This window comes from Streptomyces sp. RLA012, assembly GCF_056270325.1.
In genome coordinates, this window is sequence record NZ_JBWDPA010000002.1 from 7,366,785 (window position 1) to 7,387,382 (window position 20,598).

General features: G+C 70.8%; 15 protein-coding genes and 1 pseudogene. 12 read left to right on the top strand and 4 right to left on the bottom strand.

Going from position 1 to position 20,598, the window contains the following annotated elements; translation table 11 throughout:
- The first annotated feature begins 21 nt into the window (after positions 1 to 21).
- From iolB to RV986_RS33860, 8 genes and pseudogenes are all read left to right on the top strand, one after another.
- Positions 22 to 858 carry a 5-deoxy-glucuronate isomerase gene (gene iolB / locus RV986_RS33825; RefSeq protein WP_475924532.1) on the top strand — a complete coding sequence of 279 codons (837 nt, stop codon included), beginning with the start codon at positions 22 to 24 and terminating at the stop codon, positions 856 to 858.
- The gene (iolD, locus tag RV986_RS33830) at positions 855 to 2,738 is read left to right on the top strand and encodes a 3D-(3,5/4)-trihydroxycyclohexane-1,2-dione acylhydrolase (decyclizing) (protein ID WP_475921002.1); all 1,884 of its coding nucleotides are present in this window, start codon (positions 855 to 857) and stop codon (positions 2,736 to 2,738) included. The genes iolB and iolD overlap by 4 nt, the downstream gene beginning before the upstream one ends.
- 14 nt (positions 2,739 to 2,752) lie before the next feature.
- Entirely contained in the window at positions 2,753 to 4,264 is a 1,512-nt protein-coding gene (gene mmsA / locus RV986_RS33835) for a CoA-acylating methylmalonate-semialdehyde dehydrogenase (protein ID WP_475921003.1), read from the top strand.
- A gap of 304 nt (positions 4,265 to 4,568) precedes the next feature.
- Positions 4,569 to 6,047, top strand: a complete 1,479-nt coding sequence (locus tag RV986_RS33840; RefSeq protein ID WP_475921004.1) for an APC family permease — start codon at positions 4,569 to 4,571, stop codon at positions 6,045 to 6,047.
- Positions 6,048 to 6,158: 111 nt separating this feature from the next.
- Positions 6,159 to 8,813, top strand: a complete 2,655-nt coding sequence (locus RV986_RS33845; protein ID WP_475921005.1) for an alpha/beta fold hydrolase — start codon at positions 6,159 to 6,161, stop codon at positions 8,811 to 8,813.
- Positions 8,810 to 9,673 (top strand): ABC transporter permease, encoded by an 864-nt coding sequence (locus RV986_RS33850; protein ID WP_475921006.1) that lies wholly within the window; start codon positions 8,810 to 8,812, stop codon positions 9,671 to 9,673. Before RV986_RS33845 ends, RV986_RS33850 begins: the two co-directional genes overlap by 4 nt.
- Positions 9,674 to 9,836: 163 nt before the next feature.
- A complete protein-coding gene (locus RV986_RS33855; RefSeq protein ID WP_475921007.1) occupies positions 9,837 to 11,441 on the top strand; it encodes a vWA domain-containing protein in 1,605 nt (534 codons plus the stop codon).
- 78 nt (positions 11,442 to 11,519) lie between these two features.
- Positions 11,520 to 12,921: pseudogene (locus RV986_RS33860) on the top strand (AMP-dependent synthetase/ligase).
- A gap of 104 nt (positions 12,922 to 13,025) precedes the next feature.
- Here the strand turns inward: RV986_RS33860 and RV986_RS33865 are convergent.
- Positions 13,026 to 13,433: a rodlin gene (locus RV986_RS33865; RefSeq protein WP_475921008.1), complete on the bottom strand. Its 408-nt coding sequence runs from the start codon at positions 13,431 to 13,433 to the stop codon at positions 13,026 to 13,028.
- A 185-nt stretch (positions 13,434 to 13,618) separates the two neighbouring features.
- Positions 13,619 to 14,029 (bottom strand): rodlin, encoded by a 411-nt coding sequence (locus tag RV986_RS33870; protein ID WP_475921009.1) that lies wholly within the window; start codon positions 14,027 to 14,029, stop codon positions 13,619 to 13,621.
- Between the two features lie 252 nt (positions 14,030 to 14,281).
- On the opposite strand from RV986_RS33870, the gene RV986_RS33875 reads away from it, so the two are divergent.
- The 3 genes from RV986_RS33875 to RV986_RS33885 all read left to right on the top strand — a co-directional run bounded on the left by RV986_RS33875 (position 14,282) and on the right by RV986_RS33885 (position 16,217).
- Entirely contained in the window at positions 14,282 to 14,692 is a 411-nt protein-coding gene (locus RV986_RS33875; RefSeq protein WP_475921010.1) for a rodlin, read from the top strand.
- Positions 14,693 to 14,951: 259 nt separating this feature from the next.
- Positions 14,952 to 15,209: a chaplin gene (locus tag RV986_RS33880; RefSeq protein ID WP_475921011.1), complete on the top strand. Its 258-nt coding sequence runs from the start codon at positions 14,952 to 14,954 to the stop codon at positions 15,207 to 15,209.
- 102 nt (positions 15,210 to 15,311) lie between these two features.
- Complete coding sequence (locus tag RV986_RS33885; protein ID WP_475921012.1) at positions 15,312 to 16,217, top strand: chaplin; 906 nt, start codon at positions 15,312 to 15,314, stop codon at positions 16,215 to 16,217.
- 85 nt (positions 16,218 to 16,302) lie between these two features.
- Here the strand turns inward: RV986_RS33885 and RV986_RS33890 are convergent, their stop codons facing one another.
- Both RV986_RS33890 and RV986_RS33895 read right to left on the bottom strand, forming a co-directional pair.
- The gene (locus tag RV986_RS33890) at positions 16,303 to 17,577 is read right to left on the bottom strand and encodes an NAD(P)-binding domain-containing protein (RefSeq protein WP_475921013.1); all 1,275 of its coding nucleotides are present in this window, start codon (positions 17,575 to 17,577) and stop codon (positions 16,303 to 16,305) included.
- A complete protein-coding gene (locus tag RV986_RS33895; RefSeq protein WP_475921014.1) occupies positions 17,577 to 18,938 on the bottom strand; it encodes a carboxylate--amine ligase in 1,362 nt (453 codons plus the stop codon). The genes RV986_RS33890 and RV986_RS33895 overlap by 1 nt, the downstream gene beginning before the upstream one ends.
- Positions 18,939 to 19,160: 222 nt before the next feature.
- On the opposite strand from RV986_RS33895, the gene RV986_RS33900 reads away from it, so the two are divergent.
- Positions 19,161 to 20,591, top strand: a complete 1,431-nt coding sequence (locus RV986_RS33900; protein ID WP_475921015.1) for a glycoside hydrolase family 26 protein — start codon at positions 19,161 to 19,163, stop codon at positions 20,589 to 20,591.
- The last annotated feature ends 7 nt before the right edge of the window (positions 20,592 to 20,598 follow it).

Sequence of the window (20,598 nt, forward strand, 5' to 3'; positions counted from 1 at the left end):
ACGGACCCGATGACGGACCCGATGACGGACGCGACCAAGAGCAACGGCCTGTACGTGCCCAAGGGCGCCACCGCCGGGGGGCTGTACGCCGTCGACATCGACCCCAAGCGCGCGGGCTGGAGCCACAGCAGCCTGCGCGTCGTGGAGCTCGAACCGGGCGGCACACACACCTTCACCACCGGTGACAGCGAGTGGATCGTGCTTCCACTCAGCGGCGCCTGTACCGTGCACATAGAGGACGAAGAGTTCCAAATCCTGGGCAGGGACAGCGTGTTCGCGGGAGTCACCGACTTCGCGTACGTGCCCCGCGACGCCCGGGCTCAGATCGCCTCCGGTGCGGGAGGCCGCTTCGCCCTGGCAGGAGCGAAGTGCGAGCGCCGACTCCCCGCCCGCTACGGCCCCGCGCCGGAGGTTCCCGTCGAAGACCGCGGCAGTGGCAACTGCGCCCGCCAGGTGCGCAACTTCGCCTCCGCCGACGCCTTCGACTGCGACAAGCTGATCGCCGTCGAGGTCATCACTCCCGGCGGCAACTGGTCCTCCTATCCGCCGCACAAGCACGACGAGCACCGGCCCGGCGTCGAGTCGGAGCTGGAGGAGATCTACTACTTCGAGATCGACGGCCCGAACGGATTCGGCTATCAGCGCGTATTCCCTTCGCGCGAGGGCGGCTCCGACGTCCTCGCCGAGATCCGCACCGGCGATGCCGTCCTCGTCCCCGACGGATGGCACGGCCCGTCCATCGCCCAGCCCGGCCACACGATGTATTACCTGAACGTGATGGCAGGACCGGGAGCGGACAGGGAGTGGCGGATCTGCTTCCACCCGGGACACGTAGAAAGCACAGAGGGATACCGATGACCTCGACGACGAGGCTGACGGTCGCACAGGCGCTGGTGCGCTTCCTGGCCGCCCAGTACACCGAGCGGGACGGCGAGCGGCAACGACTGATCGGCGCCACCTGGGGCATTTTCGGCCACGGCAATGTCGCCGGGCTCGGCCAGGCACTGATCGAGTACGCCGATGAGATGCCGTACTACCAAGGACGTAACGAACAGTCCATGGTTCATGCGGCGGTCGGCTACGCACGGCAGAGCAACCGGCTGTCGACGCACGCGGTGACCACATCGATCGGTCCGGGCGCGACGAACCTCGTCACCGGGGCCGCGCTCGCGACGATCAACCACCTTCCGGTGCTTCTGCTGCCCGGCGACATCTTCGCGACCCGCCCCGCGGATCCGGTGCTCCAGCAGCTCGAACTGCCGTACGCAGGCGATGTGTCGGTCAACGACTGTCTGCGCCCGGTGTCGAAGTACTTCGACCGGGTCACCCGGCCCGAGGCGCTGATCCCGGCCGCCCTGCAGGCCATGCGGGTGCTCACCGACCCGGTCGAGACCGGCGCCGTCACGCTCGCGCTGCCGCAGGACGTGCAGGCGGAAGGCTACGACTGGCCGGAGGAGTTCTTCGCCGAGCGGACCTGGACCGTACGCCGTCCGGCGGCGGACGCCTCCGAGCTGGCCGCCGCCGTCGCCGCGATCCGCGAGGCCCGGCGCCCGCTGATCGTCGCGGGTGGCGGAGTCCACCACAGCCGCGCCGAGGAGGCCCTCGCCGAACTGGCCGCCGGCACCGGCATCCCGGTCGCCTCCACCCAGGCCGGCAAGGGGTCCCTGCGCTGGGACCACCCGCAGGACGTCGGCGGCGTCGGTCACACCGGCACCGCGACCGCCGACGAACTCGCCCGCACCGCGGACGTGGTGATCGGCGTCGGCACCCGCTACACCGACTTCACCACCGCCTCCGGCACCCTCTTCGCCGCCTCGAACGTCCGCTTCCTGAACCTCAACATCGCGCCGTACGACGGTCACAAGCTGTCGGGGATCCCGCTGATCGCGGACGCGCGGGCCGGCCTGGAAGCGCTCACCGAGGCGCTGCTGCTGCACGAGCACCGCGTCGAGCCCGCGTACGCCACCGAGTACACGGACGACAAGGAGCGCTGGGAGTACCGGGTCGACGCGGCGTACGAGGCCGAGGACCTCGACATCCGGCCCACCCAGCCGCAGGTCCTCGGCATCCTCGACGAGCTCGTCACCGAGGACGACATCCTGATCAACGCGGCCGGTTCGCTCCCCGGTGACCTGCACAAACTGTGGCGGGCCCGGTCGCGCGACCAGTACCACGTCGAGTACGGCTACTCGTGCATGGGCTATGAGATCCCGGCCGCGATCGGCGTCCGGATGGCGGCCCCCGACCGGCCCGTGTGGGCGCTGGTCGGCGACGGCACGTACCTGATGATGCCGACCGAGATCGTCACCGCCGTGCAGGAGGGCGTCGCGATCAAGGTCCTCATACTCCAGAACCACGGCTACGCCTCCATCGGCGGCCTCTCCGAGTCCGTGGGCGCCGAACGGTACGGCACCGCGTACCGCTACCGCGCCGGGGACGGTACGTACACGGGGGCGCCGCTGCCCGTCGATCTCGCCGCCAACGCGGCCAGCCTCGGCATGCGGGTGCTGCGCGCCAAGACCGTCCGTGACCTGCGGGAGGCCCTTGCCGAGGCGCGTGCCGCGGACACTCCCACATGTGTCTACGTGGAGACCGAAACGGCAGACACAGTGTCGGGCGCGCCCCCGGCCCAAGCCTGGTGGGATGTACCTGTGGCCGAGACCGCGACCCGATCGTCGGCGGTCAAGGCACGCGAGGAGTACGACCGGCACGTCGCCGCCCGACGCCGCCATCTGTGAAGGAGTTTTTGGCCATGACGAAGACCGTCAACCACTGGATCGGTGGCAAGCCCGTCGGAAATGCCGCGGGTGCGTCGGGTACGTACGGGCCGGTCACCGACCCGGCGACCGGCGCCGTGACCACCCAGGTCGCCTTCGCGACCGTCGACGAGGTGGACGCCGCGGTCGCCGCCGCGAAGGACGCGTACGCGACGTGGGGTCTGTCCTCGCTGGCCAAGCGGTCCACGATCCTGTTCAGGTTCCGGGCGTTGCTGGACGCGAACCGGGACGCGATCGCGGAGCTGATCACCGCCGAGCACGGCAAGGTGCACTCGGACGCGCTGGGCGAGGTGGCGCGCGGGCTGGAGATCGTCGATCTGGCGTGCGGGATCACCGTGCAGCTGAAGGGCGAGCTGTCGACCGAGGTGGCCTCCAAGGTCGACGTGGCGTCGATCCGGCAGCCGCTGGGTGTGGTCGCGGGCATCACGCCGTTCAACTTCCCGGCGATGGTGCCGATGTGGATGTTCCCGATCGCGATCGCGTGCGGCAACACCTTCGTGCTGAAGCCGTCGGAGAAGGACCCGTCGGCCTCCATGAAGATCGCCGAGCTGCTTGCCGAGGCCGGGCTGCCGGACGGTGTCTTCAACGTCGTGCACGGGGACAAGGTGGCCGTCGACCGCCTTCTGGAGCATCCGGACGTGGCGGCCGTGTCCTTCGTGGGCTCGACCCCGATCGCCCGCCACATCCACGCCACGGCGTCCGTGAACGGCAAGCGCGTCCAGGCCCTGGGCGGCGCCAAGAACCACATGCTGGTCCTCCCGGACGCGGATCTGGACGCGGCGGCGGACGCGGCCGTCTCGGCGGCCTACGGGTCGGCGGGCGAGCGCTGCATGGCCATCTCGGCCGTGGTCGCGGTCGGCGCGGTCGGTGATGTGCTGGTGGAGAAGATCCGCGAGCGGGCCGAGAAGATCAGGATCGGTCCCGGCAACGACCCCGCCTCCGAGATGGGTCCGCTGATCACGGCCGTGCACCGGGACAAGGTGGCCTCGTACGTGACGGGCGCGGCGGCGCAGGGCTGCGAGGTTGTCCTGGACGGTACCGGTTACACGGTGGAGGGTTACGAGGACGGTCACTGGATCGGTCTCTCGCTGCTCGACAGGGTGCCGGTGACGGCGGACGCGTACAGGGACGAGATCTTCGGCCCGGTGCTGTGCGTGCTGCGCGTGGAGACCTACGAGGAGGGTGTGGCGCTGATCAACGCCTCGCCCTTCGGCAACGGCACCGCGATCTTCACCCGGGACGGCGGCGCGGCCCGCCGCTTCCAGCTGGAGGTCCAGGCGGGCATGGTCGGTGTGAACGTGCCGATCCCGGTGCCCGTGGGCTACCACTCCTTCGGCGGCTGGAAGGACTCCCTCTTCGGGGACCACCACATCTACGGCAACGACGGCACGCACTTCTACACCCGCGGCAAGGTCGTCACCACCCGCTGGCCCGACCCGGCCGACGCCCCGACGGGCGTCGACCTCGGGTTCCCGCGCAACCACTGAGTCGTCCTTCCTTCACGTGAAGCCGTCCGGATTCCGGACGGCTTCACGTTTTTCTGACGCCCGCGCTGCGATTCCCGTATGGGCCGACAGTGCGGAACGGCCTGCTTGATACGGACGTTTACGCGGCAAGGCCGGGTCTCGAACTGCGGATTCCGTAGGTGAACACCCATTGACGTGACGGTTTTCGTCGGGGTTCCATGCAACGCAACCGGGAGCGGACGAAGAGACGTACGACACGAGCCGCCGGAGGCGATAGAGCTCCCGGCCGACACCTTTTGCCGCTTCAGTCGATCGGAACCGCTCCATGACCGACACGCTCCGCCCCGTCGACAACGTCGACAACGTCGACAACGTCGACAACGTCGTCACCGAGGCAACCGAGGCAACCGGGGCAACCGGGGCAACCGGGGCAACCGGGGCAGCGCACAGTCCCCACAGTCCGCAGAAGCTCAAGCGCTCCATCGGCATCGTCGGCGGCACCCTGCTCACGCTCTCGTGCGTGACGCCCGCCTCCACGCTCTTCGTGGTCGTGCCCGACCTGTTCTCGTCCCTCGGCACGGCGACCGCGCTGACCATCGCGATCGGCTCGCTGCTCTGTATCGCCGTGGCGTTCTGCTACTCGGAGCTGGGCACCCTCATCCCCAGCGCGGGCGGCGAGTACGCCATGGTGTCGACGATGGCCGGACGGCTCGCGGGCTGGCTGGTCTTCGTGCTCTCCCTCCTCGTCGTGATGATCGTGCCGCCGGTGATCGCGATGGGCACGGCGGACTACCTGGCGCCGATCGTGCACCTGAACCCGTCGCTGGCGGGCGCCGGCGTCATGCTCCTGGCCACCCTCGCGGGCCTGCTCGACCTGCGGGCCAACGCCTGGATCACCGGCGTCTTCCTGGTCCTGGAGGTCATCGCGGCGGCCGTGGTGGCGGTCCTGGGCTTCACGCACAGCCAGCGCGGTGCCGGGAGTCTGGTCTCGATGCAGGTGGCGGGCTCCGGGGGCCACCCGGACACCGTGACGGCCATGCTGGTGGTCTCGGGGCTCGCGATCGCACTCTTCGTCACCCAGGGCTTCTCGACCGCGGTCTACCTCTCCGAAGAACTGGAGAACCCGCGCCGCAACGTCGCCCGTACGGTCCTGGCCACCCTCGCCATCTCCTCCGTGATCATCCTGGTCCCGGTCGTCGCGATCACCATGGGTGCCTCGGACCTGTCCACCCTCACCGGCGGCGACATCAGCGCCATGGTGACCGCCTGGTCCAACTCCGCCGTCGGCACCTTCGTCAGCCTCTGCGTCGCCCTCGCGATCATCAACGCGGGCATCGTCATGGTCATCCAGAACTCCCGGGTGCTGTTCGCCTCCGCCCGCGACAAGGCCTGGCCCGAGCCCGTCAACAAGGGTCTGTCCCGCCTGGGCCGGTTCGGCTCCCCGTGGGTCGCCACCCTCCTGGTGGGCGTCCCCGGCGCGCTCCTCTGCTTCGTCGACCTGGACACCCTGTACGGCGTGACCGGCGTCTCGGTGACGGCCATGTACCTGCTCGTCGCGGTCGCCGCACTGCTCGCCCGGCGCGGACAGCACCGCCACACACCGGCCTGGCGCATGCCGCTGTGGCCCGCGATGCCGGTGCTCCTGATCGCCGTCCTCGCGTACATCCTGAGCCGGCAGGAGACGACCTACCTGCTCTGGACGGGCGGCATCACCGCCGTCGCCACCCTCTACTGGGCCTTCTACCTCCGCCCGCGCCGCGAGACCCGCTGGCTGGTGTCGATCCCGGAGGACGTACAGGCCTGAGCTTCGTACAACGGGCGCGGTACGCGGGAGGAGGCTCGTACACCCGTAGGAGGGCAAGGGTTCAGACCGGCGGCTGCCCTGGTTGTCGGTGGCGGCCCGTACCGTTGACGCATGGATCTTCGACTGCCCCGACTGCGCGGGCCCGCACTGCGGGGGCCCCGACGGTGGATCGCCGCCGCGGCCGCCGTCGTCGTGCTGGCCGGCGCGGGTACGTGGACCGCTGTCGCCTCGGACGACGGCCCGGCCGTCCACCGCACCGACCGCGTCATGACCACGGGCGCCGGGGTGAACCTCGACACGTCGTACTTCACCGCGGGCTCCGGCCGCCGCCCCGCCGTGCTGCTCGCGCACGGCTTCGGCGGCAACAAGGACGACGTACGGCAGGAGGCCGAGCAGCTCGCCCGCGACGGATACGCGGTGCTGACCTGGTCGGCACGCGGCTTCGGCAGGTCCACCGGCAAGATCGGACTGAACGACCCCAAGGGCGAGGTCGCCGACGTCTCCAAGCTCATCGACTGGCTGGCGGCGCGCCCCGAGGTACGTCTCGACAGGACCGGCGACCCGCGCGTGGGCGTCGCCGGAGCCTCCTACGGCGGGGCGATCTCACTGCTGGCCGCCGGGTACGACAAGAGGGTCGACGCGATCGCCCCGTCGATCACGTACTGGAACCTGGCGGACGCCCTCTTCCCGAACGACGTCTTCAAGAAGCTCTGGGCCGGCATCTTCATCAACCTCGGCGGCGGCTGCGGCCACTTCGAGGCACAGCTGTGCGCCATGTACAACCGGGTGGCGGAGACCGGTGAACCGGACGCCCAGGCGCGTGCCCTGCTGGAGGCCCGCTCCCCGTCCGCCGTCGGCGACCGCATCAAGGTGCCCACACTCATCCTGCAGGGCCAGACCGACTCCCTGTTCCCGCTCGGCCAGGCCGACGCGATGGCCAAGGCGATCCGGGCCAACGGCGCGCCCGTGGACGTCGACTGGATCGCGGGCGGCCACGACGGCGGCGACACGGAGACGAGCCGCGTCGTGGCCCGCGTCGGCTCCTGGTTCGACCGCTATCTGAAGGACGACAAGAACGTCGACACGGGCCCCGCGTTCCGCGTCACCCGCACCGGCGGCATCGACTCCACCGACGGCGCCGCGCTGCTGCGGGGCGCGAGCGGGGACGCCTACCCGGGCCTGGAGAGCGGCGAGCACACGATCGCGCTGACCGGCAGGAGCCGGCAGACCGTCCAGAACCCGGCGGGCGCGAGTCCGCCCGCGATCTCCGCCCTCCCCGGAATCGGAGGCACGGGCGGCCTCTCCCAGCTCTCCTCCCTCGGGGTCGGGGTGTCGCTGGACTTCCCCGGCCAGTACGCGCAGTTCGAGTCCTCGGAGTTCCGCGACGACCTGCGGATCACCGGGTCGCCGACCGTGACGGTGCACGTCGGGTCGAGCAGCGACGACGCGGTCCTCTTCGGCAAGGTGTACGACGTCGGACCGGGCGGCACCCGGCAGGTACTGCCCTCGCAGCTGGTCGCGCCGGTGCGGGTGACCGGCGCGAAGGCGGGCAAGGACGTCACGATCACGCTGCCCGCGATCGACCACGAGGTCCAGAAGGGCCACCGGCTGCGCCTGGTCCTCGCCTCGACGGACCTCGGCTACGCCTCACCGGCCGCCCCGGCCACCTACACGGTCTCCCTGCAGGGCGGCCTGCACGTGCCCACCGCCCCCGGCGTGAAGACCGCCGCCGCCGCGCTGCCCTCGTGGGTGTGGTGGCTGCCCCTGGCCGGCGCGCTGGCCGCGGCCGCACTCCTGCTGACCGGCCGCCGTCGTACGACTCCGGTCGCGCCCGACCCCGAGCTCGCCGAAGTCCCGCTCCAGATCACCGACCTGAGCAAGCGGTACGCGAAGTCGGCCGACCGGTACGCGGTACGCGACCTCTCCTTCCGTGTGGAGAAGGGCCAGGTCCTGGGTCTGCTGGGCCCGAACGGCGCGGGCAAGACGACCACGCTGCGCATGCTGATGGGCCTCATCAAGCCCGACGGCGGCGAGATCCGTGTCTTCGGGCACGCGATCCGGCCGGGCGCGCCGGTGCTCTCCCGGGTCGGGGCCTTCGTCGAGGGCGCGGGCTTCCTGCCGCACCTCTCGGGCCGCGAGAACCTGGAGCTGTACTGGCAGGCGACGGGCCGTCCGGCCGAGGACGCCCACATGGAGGAGGCGCTGGAGATCGCGGGCCTGGGCGACGCGCTGGCCCGCGCGGTCCGCACCTACTCCCAGGGCATGCGCCAGCGTCTGGCCATCGCCCAGGCGATGCTGGGCCTCCCGGACCTCCTCATCCTCGACGAGCCGACCAACGGCCTCGACCCGCCCCAGATCCGCGAGATGCGCGAGGTCATGATCCGCTACGCCGCGGCGGGCCGCACGGTCATCGTCTCCAGCCACCTGCTGGCCGAGGTCGAGCAGTCCTGCACCCATCTGGTGGTCATGGACCGCGGCCGACTCATCCAGGCGGGCCCGGTGAGCGAGATCGTCGGCTCCGGCGACACCCTCCTCGTGGGCACGAGTGAGCCCGTGGAGGAGCCGGTGGTCGAGAAGGTCGGCGCGCTGTCGGGCGTGGCCTCGGCCGTCGTCGCCGAGGGCGGGCTGCTGGTCCGCCTCGACGAGGGCGGCAGCGCACAGCGCCTGGTCGTGGAGCTGGTACGGCTCGAAGTGCCCGTGCAGTCGGTGGGCCCCCACCGCCGTCTCGAAGACGCGTTCCTCACCCTGATCGGAGGTGCCGCATGAGTACGCTCGTCGAGCGGGCCGAGACGGCGGACGGCTACCGGGCGCGGCACACGCTGCCCCTGCGTGTGGAGTTGCTGCGACAGCTGAAGCGGCGCCGCACGCTCGTCATGGGCGCGATCCTCGCGGTGCTGCCCTTCGTGCTCGTCGTCGCCTTCGCGATCGGCGGTGAGCCGGGCTCCCGCAACGGCCAGGTCACCCTGATGGACACGGCGACCGCGTCGGGCGCCAACTTCGCCGCGGTGAACCTCTTCGTCTCCGCGGGCTTCCTGCTCGTCATCCCCGTCGCGCTGTTCTGCGGGGACACGATCGCCTCCGAGGCCAGCTGGTCCTCGCTGCGCTATCTGCTCGCGGCCCCGGTGCCACGCGCCCGGCTGCTGTGGTCCAAGCTCGTCGTCGCGCTGGGCCTCAGCCTCGCCGCGATGGTGCTGCTGCCGGTCGTCGCGATCGCGGTGGGCACGGCGGCCTATGGCTGGGGCCCGCTGGAGATCCCCACCGGCGGCACGCTCTCCGCGGGCACCGCGGCCCAGCGGCTCCTCGTGGTGATCGCGTACGTCTTCGTGTCCCAACTGGTCACGGCGGGACTCGCGTTCTGGCTGTCGACCAAGACGGACGCCCCCCTGGGCGCGGTCGGCGGCGCGGTCGGTCTGACGATCGTGGGGAACGTCCTGGACGCGGTCACCGCCCTCGGCCACTGGCGCGACTTCCTGCCCGCGCACTGGCAGTTCGCCTGGGCGGACGCCATCCAGCCGAACCCGGAGTGGGGAGGCATGATCCAGGGCACGGCGATTTCGATAACGTACGCCCTCGTCCTGTTCGCCCTGGCCTTCCGGGGTTTCCGGCGCAAGGACATCGTGTCGTAGATCTCCGGAGTGTCACCTACCGGTCTCGGTGGCCGCCCTTCGTGGCCGCTTCGAGATCCATCCGCAACGCTCCGTAGCGCACATCCGGGCCCCTTCGGGCGTCACAGTCACAGACGTCGGCCCATGGACGTCGGCAGACAGACGACTCACCGAGGGGGTACGGATGACACGGACGGGGAACGGCGAACACATAGGGCGACAGCGGCGACAGCCGGGGAGCGGGCGACCGGGGCGCATGGGCGCCGCCCTGCTCGGTCTGACCCTCGCGGGCGGCCTGCTCCTCACCGGTTGCGGCGCGTCCGACAACAACGGCTCCTCGGCGGACGGTTCGGACAAGTCCGGCGGACGCTCGTTCCCGCTGCCCGCGCCGAACCGGACCTCCGGCACCGGCGAGGGAGAACAGCGGGACACACCGACCGGGGACGCGAGCCGTGAGCTCGTGCCGTCCCCGGACTACCTCTCCACCTTCGCCCTCGACGTCGACACCGCCTCCTACGGCTATGCCCGCCGGGCCCTCGCCGACGGCCGGCTGCCGGACGCGTCGACCGTCCGCCCCGAGGAGTTCGTCAACAGCTTCCGGCAGGACTACGAGCGGCCCGACGGCAACGGCTTCTCGGTCACCGTCGACGGCGCCCGCACCCAGGAGAAGGACTGGTCGCTGGTCCGCGTCGGCCTCGCCACCCGCGCGGCCGCGAACAACGGCGAACGCCCGCCCGCCGCCCTCACCTTCGTCATCGACATCTCCGGCTCCATGGGCGAACCCGGCCGCCTCGACCTGGCCCAGGAATCCCTCGGCGTGATGACGGACCGGCTGCGCGACGACGACTCGGTCGCCCTGGTCACCTTCAGCGACGAGGCCGAGACCGTGCTGCCGATGACCCGCCTCGGCCACCACCGCGGCCGCGTCCACGACGTGATCGACGGGCTGCGGCCGACGGAGTCCACCAACCTCGGCGCGGGCGTGCGCACCGGGTACGCCACGGCCGTCAAGGGCCTGCGCGAGGGCGCCACCAACCGTGTCGTACTGATCTCCGACGCCCTCGCCAACACCGGCGAGACCGACGCGGACGCCATCCTCGAACGCATCTCCACCTCCCGCCGCGAGCACGGCATCACCCTCTTCGGCGTCGGGGTGGGCAGCGAGTACGGCGACGCCCTCATGGAACGCCTCGCCGACAAGGGCGACGGCCACACGACGTACGTCTCGAACGCCGACGACGCCCGCACCGTCTTCTGCGAGCAGCTCCCGCAGAACATCGACCTGACGGCGCGCGACGCCAAGGCGCAGGTCGCCTTCGACCCGCAGACGGTCAAGGAGTTCCGGCTCATCGGGTACGACGACCGGCAGGTCGCCGACGAGGACTTCCGCGACGACCGTGTGGACGGCGGTGAGGTCGGCCCCGGCCACACGGTGACGGCCCTCTACGCCGTCCGCACCAGGTCCGGCGCCTCCGGTCACCTCGCCACCGCGAGCGTCCGCTGGCTCGACCCCGCCACCCGCGCCCCGCACGAGGAGTCCGGCCAACTGGAGTCCGGTTCCCTCGACGACGACCTGTGGACCTCCGCCACCCGTCTGCGGGTCGACGCCGTGGCCGCGTACTTCGCCAACGCGCTCCAGCACGGCGACGACCGCTGGAACCCGCTGCCGGGCACCCTTCCGCTGGGCGAACTCGCCGACCGCGCCCACCAGGTGGCGTCCGCCGCGGAGGACACGGCGGTACGCGACCTCGCGGACGCGGTGGACCGGGCGAGTGAACTGACCGGCTGACAGCGACAACCGCCGGCGGTTACAAGCGGGGAGGTTGACGACCGGACAAGAGTCCCGCGAACCGGGGGAGCCCCCCCCATGGGCGTACGCAAGGATCTGAAACGGGCGAAGCGGCGCACCGACCTCGCGGCCCGCGGCGATACCGAGCTGATCAGGGACACGACCGGCGCGGTGCGCGAGGTGCGCACCGCCCCCCTGGTACCGCGCCCCACCATCGGCAGCATCGCCGACCTGCCCTTCACCAACGCGGCCGAGGCGCCCGACGCCGTGGTCCTGCGCCGCGAGGAGGGCGACACCTGGCGACCGGTCACCGCGGCGGCCCCCGCGAAGTGACCGCCACCGCCCGGGGGTTGATCGCGGCGGGACTCGAACCGGACGGCCGGGTCGCGGTGATGTCCCGTACGCGCTACGACTGGACGGTCCTCGACTTCGCGATCTGGGCGGCCGGCGGCCAAAGCGTCCCGGTCTCCGCGACCTCGTCCGCCGAGCAGGTGGAGTGGATCGTCCGGGACTCGAACGCACGGTTCGCGATCGTCGAGAAGATCGGCCGCGGCGCCTCCTTCGACCGCGCCGACCGCGTCGGTGTCCGCTTCGGGCAGGCGTATCTGAACAAGTTCCTCGGGACGGGCAAGGGCCCCGGCCCCGGCCTGTACGCCGCCTGGGCGCTGTACGACCTGCTCGTCCACCGCCGTATCCGCGCGGAACCCGGCGGCCGGATGCGCTCGCCGTCTGCGGCGGCTCCCCGCTCGACCGCGACCTCAACCTGTTCTTCCAGGCCGCCGGGATCATCGTCTACGAGGGGTAGGGCCTGACGGAGACCAGCGCCGCGGCGACGATCGTGCCGCCCCTGCGGCCCCGCCCCGGCACCGTCGGCCTCCCGGTCCCCGGCACGGCGGTCCGTATCGCCGACGACGGCGAGGTCCTCGTCAAGGGCGCTGTCGTCTTCGGCGCCTACTGGAACAACCCGGCGGCGACCGAGGCCGCCCTGCGGGACGACTGGTTCGCGACCGGCGATCTCGGCGCGCTCGACGAGGACGGCTACCTCACCATCACCGGCCGCAAGAAGGACATCCTCGTCACCTCCGGCGGCAAGAACGTCTCGCCGGCCGTCCTGGAGGACCGGCTGCGCAGCCGCCCGCCGGTCGGCCAGCGCGTCGTCGTCGGCGACAACAGCCCGTTCGTCGCCGCGCTGGTCGGCCTGGACCCCGAGGCCGTCGCCCACTGGCTCACCGTCCGCGGACGGCCCGCCGACACCCCGCTGTCCGAGCTCGTGGAGGATCCCGTACTGCGGGCCGACGTCCAGAAGGCCGTGGACCACGCGAACGAGGCGGTCTCCCGCGCCGAGTCCATCCGTGAGTTCGTGCTGGTGGAGGCTGGGTTCACCGAGGACAACGGTCTGCTCACCCCTTCTCTGAAGGTCAAGCGGCACGCGGTGGCGGCGACGTACGCGGCCGAGATCGAGGCGCTCTACGGACGCTGAGCAGGCGAGGAGCGGGCCGCCGCACCCACAGGAAAACGGGCCGCCGCACACACGTGGGAGCGGGCCGCCGAGGTGCTCGGCGGCCCGCTCCCACGGTGTGGGGATCAGCCGTTGTGGGCGCCGTTGCCCGAGAGGATCGGGATGTCGTCCAGGATGTGCGACAGCGGCTCGTCGCCCTTGGCCTGGGTCGAGTTCTCGACGCACTGCTGGTTCTGCGGGGCCGACAGGATCGGGATGTCCTGGAGGGCGATCGGGACGGCGCCCGCGACCGAACCGAGGTTGAGCTTCGCAGGCAGGCCGATGCAGGGCTTGTTCAGCGAACCCTGGACCAGCGAGAGCTGCGGGCTCATGTCACCGAACGTCGCGGAGTTACCGAACGACTGCTCGGCGCCGTTGCCGCTGACGGACGTGGTACCACCGTCGTCGCCGATCGCCAGGGCCTGGGGGGCGGCCGTGACCGAGATACCGGCGACGGAAGCGGCGATAGCCGCGGTTGCCCACAGCTTCTTCATGTTCGTTCCCTTCGGAAAGCGGACTCCTGTTGAGGAGCTGCATGATCATCAACTGGGTAGACCCCGTGGGGGTTGCGGGTTGTGCCCTGTTCGGCCCAGCGTGCGGGGGTGCACTCCGTCATGAGTACGCCGGAGGCATGCGGACGGGCCGCCGGGAGCCCCAGGAGGGGTACGGCGGTCAGGTGTCAGTGGTTGCCGACGCCGTTGCCCGAGAGGATCGGGATGTTGTCCAGGATGTGCGAGAGCGGCTCGTCGCCCTTGGCCTGGGTCGAGTTCTCGACGCACTGCTGGTTCTGCGGGGCCGACAGGATCGGGATGTCCTGGAGGGCGATCGGGACGGCACCGACGGCCGAACCCACGTTGCCCTTGACCGGCAGGCCGATACAGGGCTTGTTCAGCGAGCCCTGGATGAGCGCCATCTGCGGGCTCATCTTTCCGAACGTCGCCGAGTTGCCGAACGTCTGCTTGGCACCGTTGCCGCTGGTGGACGTCGTGCCCCCGTCGTTTCCGATCGCCAGCGCCTGGGGCGCGGCGGCAGCGGAAGCGCCGACGACGGAAACGGCGACCGCTGCCGCGGCCATAACCTTCTTGATCACTAGCTGGTTCCCTTCTGAAGAAACCCCGTCCACCGGAGCGCTCTGCTTCAACTGCCACGGACGGCCTTGGATGCTCCGATTCACCCCGATGGCCCACAGCGAAGGGTGAACCCGGAGCCCCCGCGCGCCATGTATTCCCGCGAATTCCCCGACACCGAAGGGCTGATCGGGTGAACCGCCGCAACCAATCCAGGACCGCCGGGTTGAGTGCGAGAGCAGGAACATGTGTCTCTGCCAGGAAAGGACCGAGAAATGTTCAAGAAGGCAATGGCCGCGGCGGCGGTCGCCGCTTCCGTCGTCGGTGTCTCGGCGGCGGCCGCGCCGCAGGCGCTTGCCATCGGTGACGACGGCGGCACGACGTCCATCAGCGGGAACGGTGCCAAGCAGGCGTTCGGCAACTCCGTGACCAAGGGCGACCAGAGCCCCCAGCTCAGCCTCGCGCAGGGCTCGCTGAACAAGCTCTGCATCGGCCTGCCTGCGAAGCTCAACCTCGGTTCGGTCGCGGGCGCCGCCCCGATCGCCGTCCAGGACATCCCGATCCTGTCGGCTCCGCAGAACCAGCAGTGCGCCGAGAACTCGACCCAGGCCAAGGGCGACGAGCCGCTCTCGCACATCGCGGACGACATCCCGATCCTGTCCGGCAACGGCGTCGGCAACCACTGACCGCCACCGGTCACCGGTCACCGGTCATCGGTTGAAGAGGCTCGGGCCGTTTGCGCGTGGTGTGCGGGCGGCCCGGGGCTCTTTCCGGCTGTCTTCTTGTGAAGCTCCGGTGTCCATTCGAATACAGGGCGATTCGAGTGAATTCCCAAGCGGCACACGTTCTGTGGTTTCTTCCGACGTCCATCCCTCGTTTACAGCCTGCAGGTCATGGTGCGAGCCGTTCAAGTTGTGCTCGCTCGGTTTCGGCCGTCATAGGGGCATGACCGCAGAGAAGGGAAAGTACGTGAAACACAAGAAGAGCGCTGCTGTCGTCGCCGGCGCGATCATGGCCCTGGGGATGGCCGCCCCGGCCTTCGCGGACGCCGAATCCGAGGGTGCCGCCGTCGGCTCTCCGGGTGTCCTCTCGGGCAATGCGATCCAGGTTCCCGTGCACGTTCCCATCAACCTGTGCGGCAACACGATCAACGCCCTCGCCCTGCTGAACCCGGCGTTCGGCAGCACCTGCCCCAACGACTGACGCGACAGCACCAGCCCCTGGCTGTGCCACGGCCGGCCTTGGACGCCCTTGTGGCTTCCAAGGCCGGCTTTCCTTACTTCTTCAAGCAGGAAGACAACGAGATTGCGACAGACCCTGAGTAGGGGAATGGTCGTGGCCGCGGCCGCGACGGGCATCCTGTCCCTGTACGGCACCCCCGTGTTCGCGGACTCGGACGCGCAGGGCGGCGCAACGGACTCACCCGGTGTCGCCTCGGGCAACAACATTCAGCTTCCGGTGCATGTGCCGGTGAACGCCTGTGGCAACACCGTCAGCGTGATCGCCGCGCTGAACCCGGCCTTCGGGAACTCCTGCACCAACGGCTCGGGTTCGCACGGGACGCAGGGATCACACGGACAGCAGGGTTCGCACGGGACGCAGGGGCCGCGACACCACCCCTCCCACGACGAGGGCTCGTCCGGTTACGGCCAGGAGCCGGGACCGTACGGTGGTTCCTCCGGAGCCTACGGTCCTTCCGGCTCCTCGGCGCACGGAGAGGCGTACGGTTCGCCCGGCGTCGGGTCGGGCAACAACGCCCAAGTCCCGGTGGACGTCCCGGTGAACGCGTGCGGCAACACGGTGGACGTGGTCGGCATCGGCAACCCCGCGTTCGGCAACGAGTGCGAGAACGGTCCCGGCGGCTACGGCGACACCCCGCCGGCCAAGCCTCCGACGACACCGCCGACCACACCCCCCGTCACCCCACCGACCACTCCGCCGCCGACGCCCCCGAGGACGCCGCCGACCACACCCCCGACCACACCTCCCACCACTCCGCCGACGACGCCCCCCTGGACGCCGCCGACCACACCCCCGACCACGCCCCCCGTCACCCCACCGGCGACTCCGCCGGTCACTCCCCCCGGGCTTCCGCCCACCCTGCCCCACACCGGCAGCGAGAACGTGCTCGCGGCCTCGGCCGCCAGTGCCGCGCTGCTGTTCGGCGGGGCCGTCCTGTACCGACGAGGCCGAGCCGCGTCCCGTCGGTAGGACGACGCCACGGGTGCCGGACGCCTCACCGCGCCCGGCATCCGAGCCGTGCCGCACCTTCCGCGGGCGGTCGACCGTCAGCCGCTCAGCCCGTCGGTCGCCCGGCGGTGTCCAGGGACTCCCGTCCGTGCCGGTCCCCGGGCGCCGGGATCCGCCTGTCGGTCGGCCCCGTGCGCAGCCGCCGCCGTACCCCTCGGACGAGCGTGCCCGCAGTGAACGAGGCGCCGTGCACGAAACGCATGGCGGGGCCGAAGCCGGACGCCGTCAGCAGGCCCGCCATGAAGAGGCCCGGCACCGAGGACTCGAAGTCCCGGCCGACATCCGGCGAACCGTCGCCCACCGCCGCCAGGCTGCCGCGCAGCTCGTCGGTCAGCAGCCCGAGCCGCTCGCAGCTCGCCCTGAACCCCGTGGCCGCGATGACGTGTTCGGTCTTCAGAGTGGTCAGCCCGCCGCCGCGGCCCACCGCCTCCAGCCGGACCCCGTCCCCCGACGCGCGGGCCGCCGCGATCTCATGACCCAGCATCAGTTCGACGGCCGGCTCCACACGGTCGCGCACCCACCAGGCACCCGCCGGTCCCAGCGCGGTGGCCGCGATCCGGGCACGGGTGGGCTCGGGAAGGAGGCGGAAGAGGCCGGGGCGCTCGGCGTAGAACCAGTTGCGCCAGCCGCAGCCCAGGCCGCTGTGCGGGGTACGGACGGACTGCCACCACGGGCGCTCCCAGGTCGGCGGCACATCGTTCCAGGCCAGCTGCCCGGCGCGGGCCAGCACCCGGACACGGGTGCCCTGTTCGGCGAGCAGGGCCGCCGTCTCCAGCGCCGCCTGCCCGCCGCCGACCACCGTGACGTCGCGGCCGCGGAAGCGGGCGAGATCGCCGTGGTGGCTGCTGTGCGAGACGTAGGAGGGATCCAACTCCCGCAGTGCGTAAGGGATTTCGACGAAGGGCATGAGGCCGACGGCGAGGGCGACCGTGCGGGCGCGCAGCACCTCGCCGTCGTTCAGGACCGCCTCGAAGCCGCCGGGGCAGGCCCACAGCCGGGTCACGGTGCGCTCGTCGACGTCGGGCACGGCGTTGCGGGCGAACCACAGGCCGTACGAGGCGTACATCTCGACGGGGATGGGCTCGCCGTGCCGGGCCCGTACACCCCGGCCCGCGCAGTACGTGTCGAGCCGCCAGCGGCCCTCGGGGTCGGAGAGGTTGGACGCCCACGGCTCCGACTTGAGGAACATGCCGCTGGGCATGTGGTCCCGCCAGGAGGCCATGGGCCGGCCGAGGACGCGCAGGCTCAGCCCCGCCGCCGCCGCGTGGGACGCGATGGACAGGCCGTACGGACCGGCCCCCACCACCAGGAGGTCGTACATCAGCAGCTGCTCGCTTTCTCGTCGTCGCTCGGGGAGTCGGTCAGGACCGTCGCCGCTTCGGGCCCGGGAACTTCGGGCCCGGGAATTTCCGGCCCGGGCGCTTCGGACCCGGGGACTTCGCGCCCACACGCACCCTGGGCGCGCGTCGCCGCGCGAGCCGTGGCCGCCCCGCCCGTCGGCGCGCACACCCGCCGAACCCGCTCCAGCAGACGCAGCCCCGCATGGCGGCACCACAACCCCCACATCGCGACGCCCGGTCCGCGGTCGTCCGCCGCGTGCCAGGCCAGTTCGCGCGGCCCGGGGCACGCGCGCAGCGCACTGAGCGGGGCGTAGTTCTCCACCACGAACGCCCGGCCCGGCAGGGGCACCGGATCGGGCAGCGGACGGTGGGTCAGGTCCAGGTGCAGGGCCCGTACGACGTCCAGTCCGGCGCCGTCGGCGAAGAGCCGGAACTGGGCGCCGGGGCGCGGGTTGAAGTCGAGCAGGTGGTAGCGGCCGTTCCCGCTGTCCCGGCGGAAGTCGAGGTCGAGGATGCCGCGGTAGCCCAGCGCGTCCACGAGCCGCTCCGTGAGCGCCTGGAGCTGCGGGTTGGGTGTCCAGCGGCCCACCGCGGTCAGCCCCGCGCCGCGCGGCCAGGCGAGCTGCTTGCGGCCGGGGCCGCCGCCGCACACCGCCCCGGACCGGCTCGCGTACCCGTGGAAGAACCAGTCGCGGTTCGGCCCCGGTGGCAGGAACGCCTGCAGCAGGAGGCGGCTGCCCGCTTCCTCGGCGCGCCCGTACAGCGTCTGCGCCTCCCGTGCCGAGCGCACCAGTACCGTGCTGCGCAGCCCCGTTCCGGTGGGCAGCAGCCACGGGCGGCTCCACTTCGCCACCACCGGCAGCCCCAGCTGCCAGATCGCGGCGGCCGCCTGCGCCGCGCTGTGCGGGATCAGTGTGACCGGGTACGGGATGTCCGCGCTCTCGCACACGGCGGCCAGTTCCGCCTTGTCCGCCACCCGCTCGGCGAGGGCCTCGGGCTGCTGCGGCAGCAGATAGGAGGGGGAGAGATGGCCGCGCCACCGGCTCACCGCGACGGCACTCGCGTCATCCATCGGGATCAGTACGGCGGGACGGGTCACCCGCGCGGCCACTCGGCGCAATGCGGAGACGATGTCCGCGCCGCTCGCGCCGGGCGGTGGCGGCGGGTGCATTTCGCAGACGAAGCGTGATCTGCGGACGGGACTTCCGGTGGAATCCGCGACGAGATGCACTTCCACGCCTGCTCTGCCAAGTGAGCGCACGGCGCCCAGCGTTCCGTGGTGAAAGGGATTCCGGTCGATCCGCAGCAGAACGGCGGGGACGCGGGTGTCGAGAAACGGCACGGAGTTTCCTTCTGGTCGGTCACCCGTGCGGGTGATCGGTGCACGTCAAGGATGTGGCCTCGGTTGGCGGAATGGATGTTCATATGACTGAGTGTCAGTAGAAACCCTCGGTGGAGGGAAAGCAAAAACCGGGAAAGGAAAACAGCACTCGGAAAGTACGTCGGAGCTATGAGAGTCGGACCAAGGAGAGTCGGAGCTATGAGAGTGGAGAGGGGAGCAGGCATGGCCCCACAGCAGCAGCGGCCCCGGAGCGGAAGGCTGGCGTTCGTCGCGGTCGGCATCGTCACGTCGGTCGCCCTGGCGTCGGGTCCGGGATACGCCGTCGGCACCGGTGCGATGCGCGTCGCCGATCCTCCGGCGCCGACATCGACGTCAGCGACGCCGTCGCCGCCGGTGACGCCCACATCCGTGACGCCCGCGCCGGTGACGCCCTCGACGTCCGTGGCACCCGCGAAACCCGCGAAACCCGCGAAACCTGTGAAACCTGTGAAACCTGTGAAACCCACGACGCCCACGACGCCCACGACGCCCACGAAACCCGTGACACCCGCGGAACCTGTGAAACCCGCGACACCCGCGAGACCCGCGGAGACCAAACCCGCCGAACGGGGCTCCGCCTTCGGCGCCTACCTCGACTACGGTCCCCGGGGCGTGGCCCGGATCGCCCAGCTCGGCGAGTGGCTGGGCGGCACCTCGCTGCGCGTCGGGCACACGTATCTGCCGGGCGACCGCTGGAGCAACATCGAGGGCGCGCCCGGCTTCCTCGACGTCTGGGCGGACTGGCGGCGCGAGCGGAACGACCGGATGCTCGTTCTCAACGTGCCGATGCTGGAGCGCAACGAGCGGAACGTCTCCGACGCCGATGTGCGGCTGCTGCTGGGCCAGGGCGCCGCCGGAGCGTTCGACCGGCACTTCCGCGCCCTCGCCCGGCGCTTGGTCGAACTGGAGGCGCCGGACACCGTCATCGTGCTCGGCTGGGAGATGAACGGCATTACGTACACCCATCGCTGCGGACCGGACCCGGAGGCCTGGAAGAGGTACTGGAACAGAATCGTCACCACCATGCGTTCGGTGCCGGGCCAGAAATTCCGGTTCGACTTCGCTCCGAACCGTGGGCGGGACGCCATTCCCTGGACGCAGTGCTATCCCGGGGACGCCACGGTCGACATCATCGGCATGGATTCGTACGACCAGCCGCGGGGGCTGTCATTCGACGAGGAGGTGAAAGAGCCGTATGGCCTTCAGGAACATGTGGACTTCGCCAAAGCCCATGGCAAACCCATTTCCTATCCTGAATGGGGGCTCTTCCGCAACGGTGACAATGCGGCGTACATGAAACGCATGCTCGCCTGGATGGACGTCCACAAACCGCTGTACAACACGCTGACCGACTACTGCCCGCACGGTGTGTGGCAGTGCGCGGCCAACCCGAAGGCGTCCGAGGTGTACCGCGCGGTGCTCTTCGGCCGTACCGACCCCACGCCGGTGTCGACGACACCCGTATCCGTGCCGGTGCCGACACTCGAACTGATGTCGGTGTCGAACCCCGTGTCCTCGCCCGCCTGCTCGCCGCTGGAACTGGGCGACTGGGTGGAGTACTGGCTCGGCGGGAAGCTCTGCCTCCGCTTCGACGGGGGGTCGCGCAACCGGTGAGACCGGG

Coding starts and splice junctions, on each gene's coding strand:
- RV986_RS33900 (WP_475921015.1), top strand. CDS start 19,161: ATGGCCCCACAGCAGCAGCGGCCCCGGAGCGGAAGGCTGGCGTTCGTC.
- iolB (WP_475924532.1), top strand. CDS start 22: ATGACGGACGCGACCAAGAGCAACGGCCTGTACGTGCCCAAGGGCGCC.
- RV986_RS33855 (WP_475921007.1), top strand. CDS start 9,837: ATGACACGGACGGGGAACGGCGAACACATAGGGCGACAGCGGCGACAG.
- RV986_RS33875 (WP_475921010.1), top strand. CDS start 14,282: ATGTTCAAGAAGGCAATGGCCGCGGCGGCGGTCGCCGCTTCCGTCGTC.
- RV986_RS33845 (WP_475921005.1), top strand. CDS start 6,159: ATGGATCTTCGACTGCCCCGACTGCGCGGGCCCGCACTGCGGGGGCCC.
- RV986_RS33865 (WP_475921008.1), bottom strand. CDS start 13,433: ATGAAGAAGCTGTGGGCAACCGCGGCTATCGCCGCTTCCGTCGCCGGT.
- RV986_RS33890 (WP_475921013.1), bottom strand. CDS start 17,577: ATGTACGACCTCCTGGTGGTGGGGGCCGGTCCGTACGGCCTGTCCATC.
- RV986_RS33850 (WP_475921006.1), top strand. CDS start 8,810: ATGAGTACGCTCGTCGAGCGGGCCGAGACGGCGGACGGCTACCGGGCG.
- iolD (WP_475921002.1), top strand. CDS start 855: ATGACCTCGACGACGAGGCTGACGGTCGCACAGGCGCTGGTGCGCTTC.
- RV986_RS33880 (WP_475921011.1), top strand. CDS start 14,952: ATGACCGCAGAGAAGGGAAAGTACGTGAAACACAAGAAGAGCGCTGCT.
- RV986_RS33840 (WP_475921004.1), top strand. CDS start 4,569: ATGACCGACACGCTCCGCCCCGTCGACAACGTCGACAACGTCGACAAC.
- mmsA (WP_475921003.1), top strand. CDS start 2,753: ATGACGAAGACCGTCAACCACTGGATCGGTGGCAAGCCCGTCGGAAAT.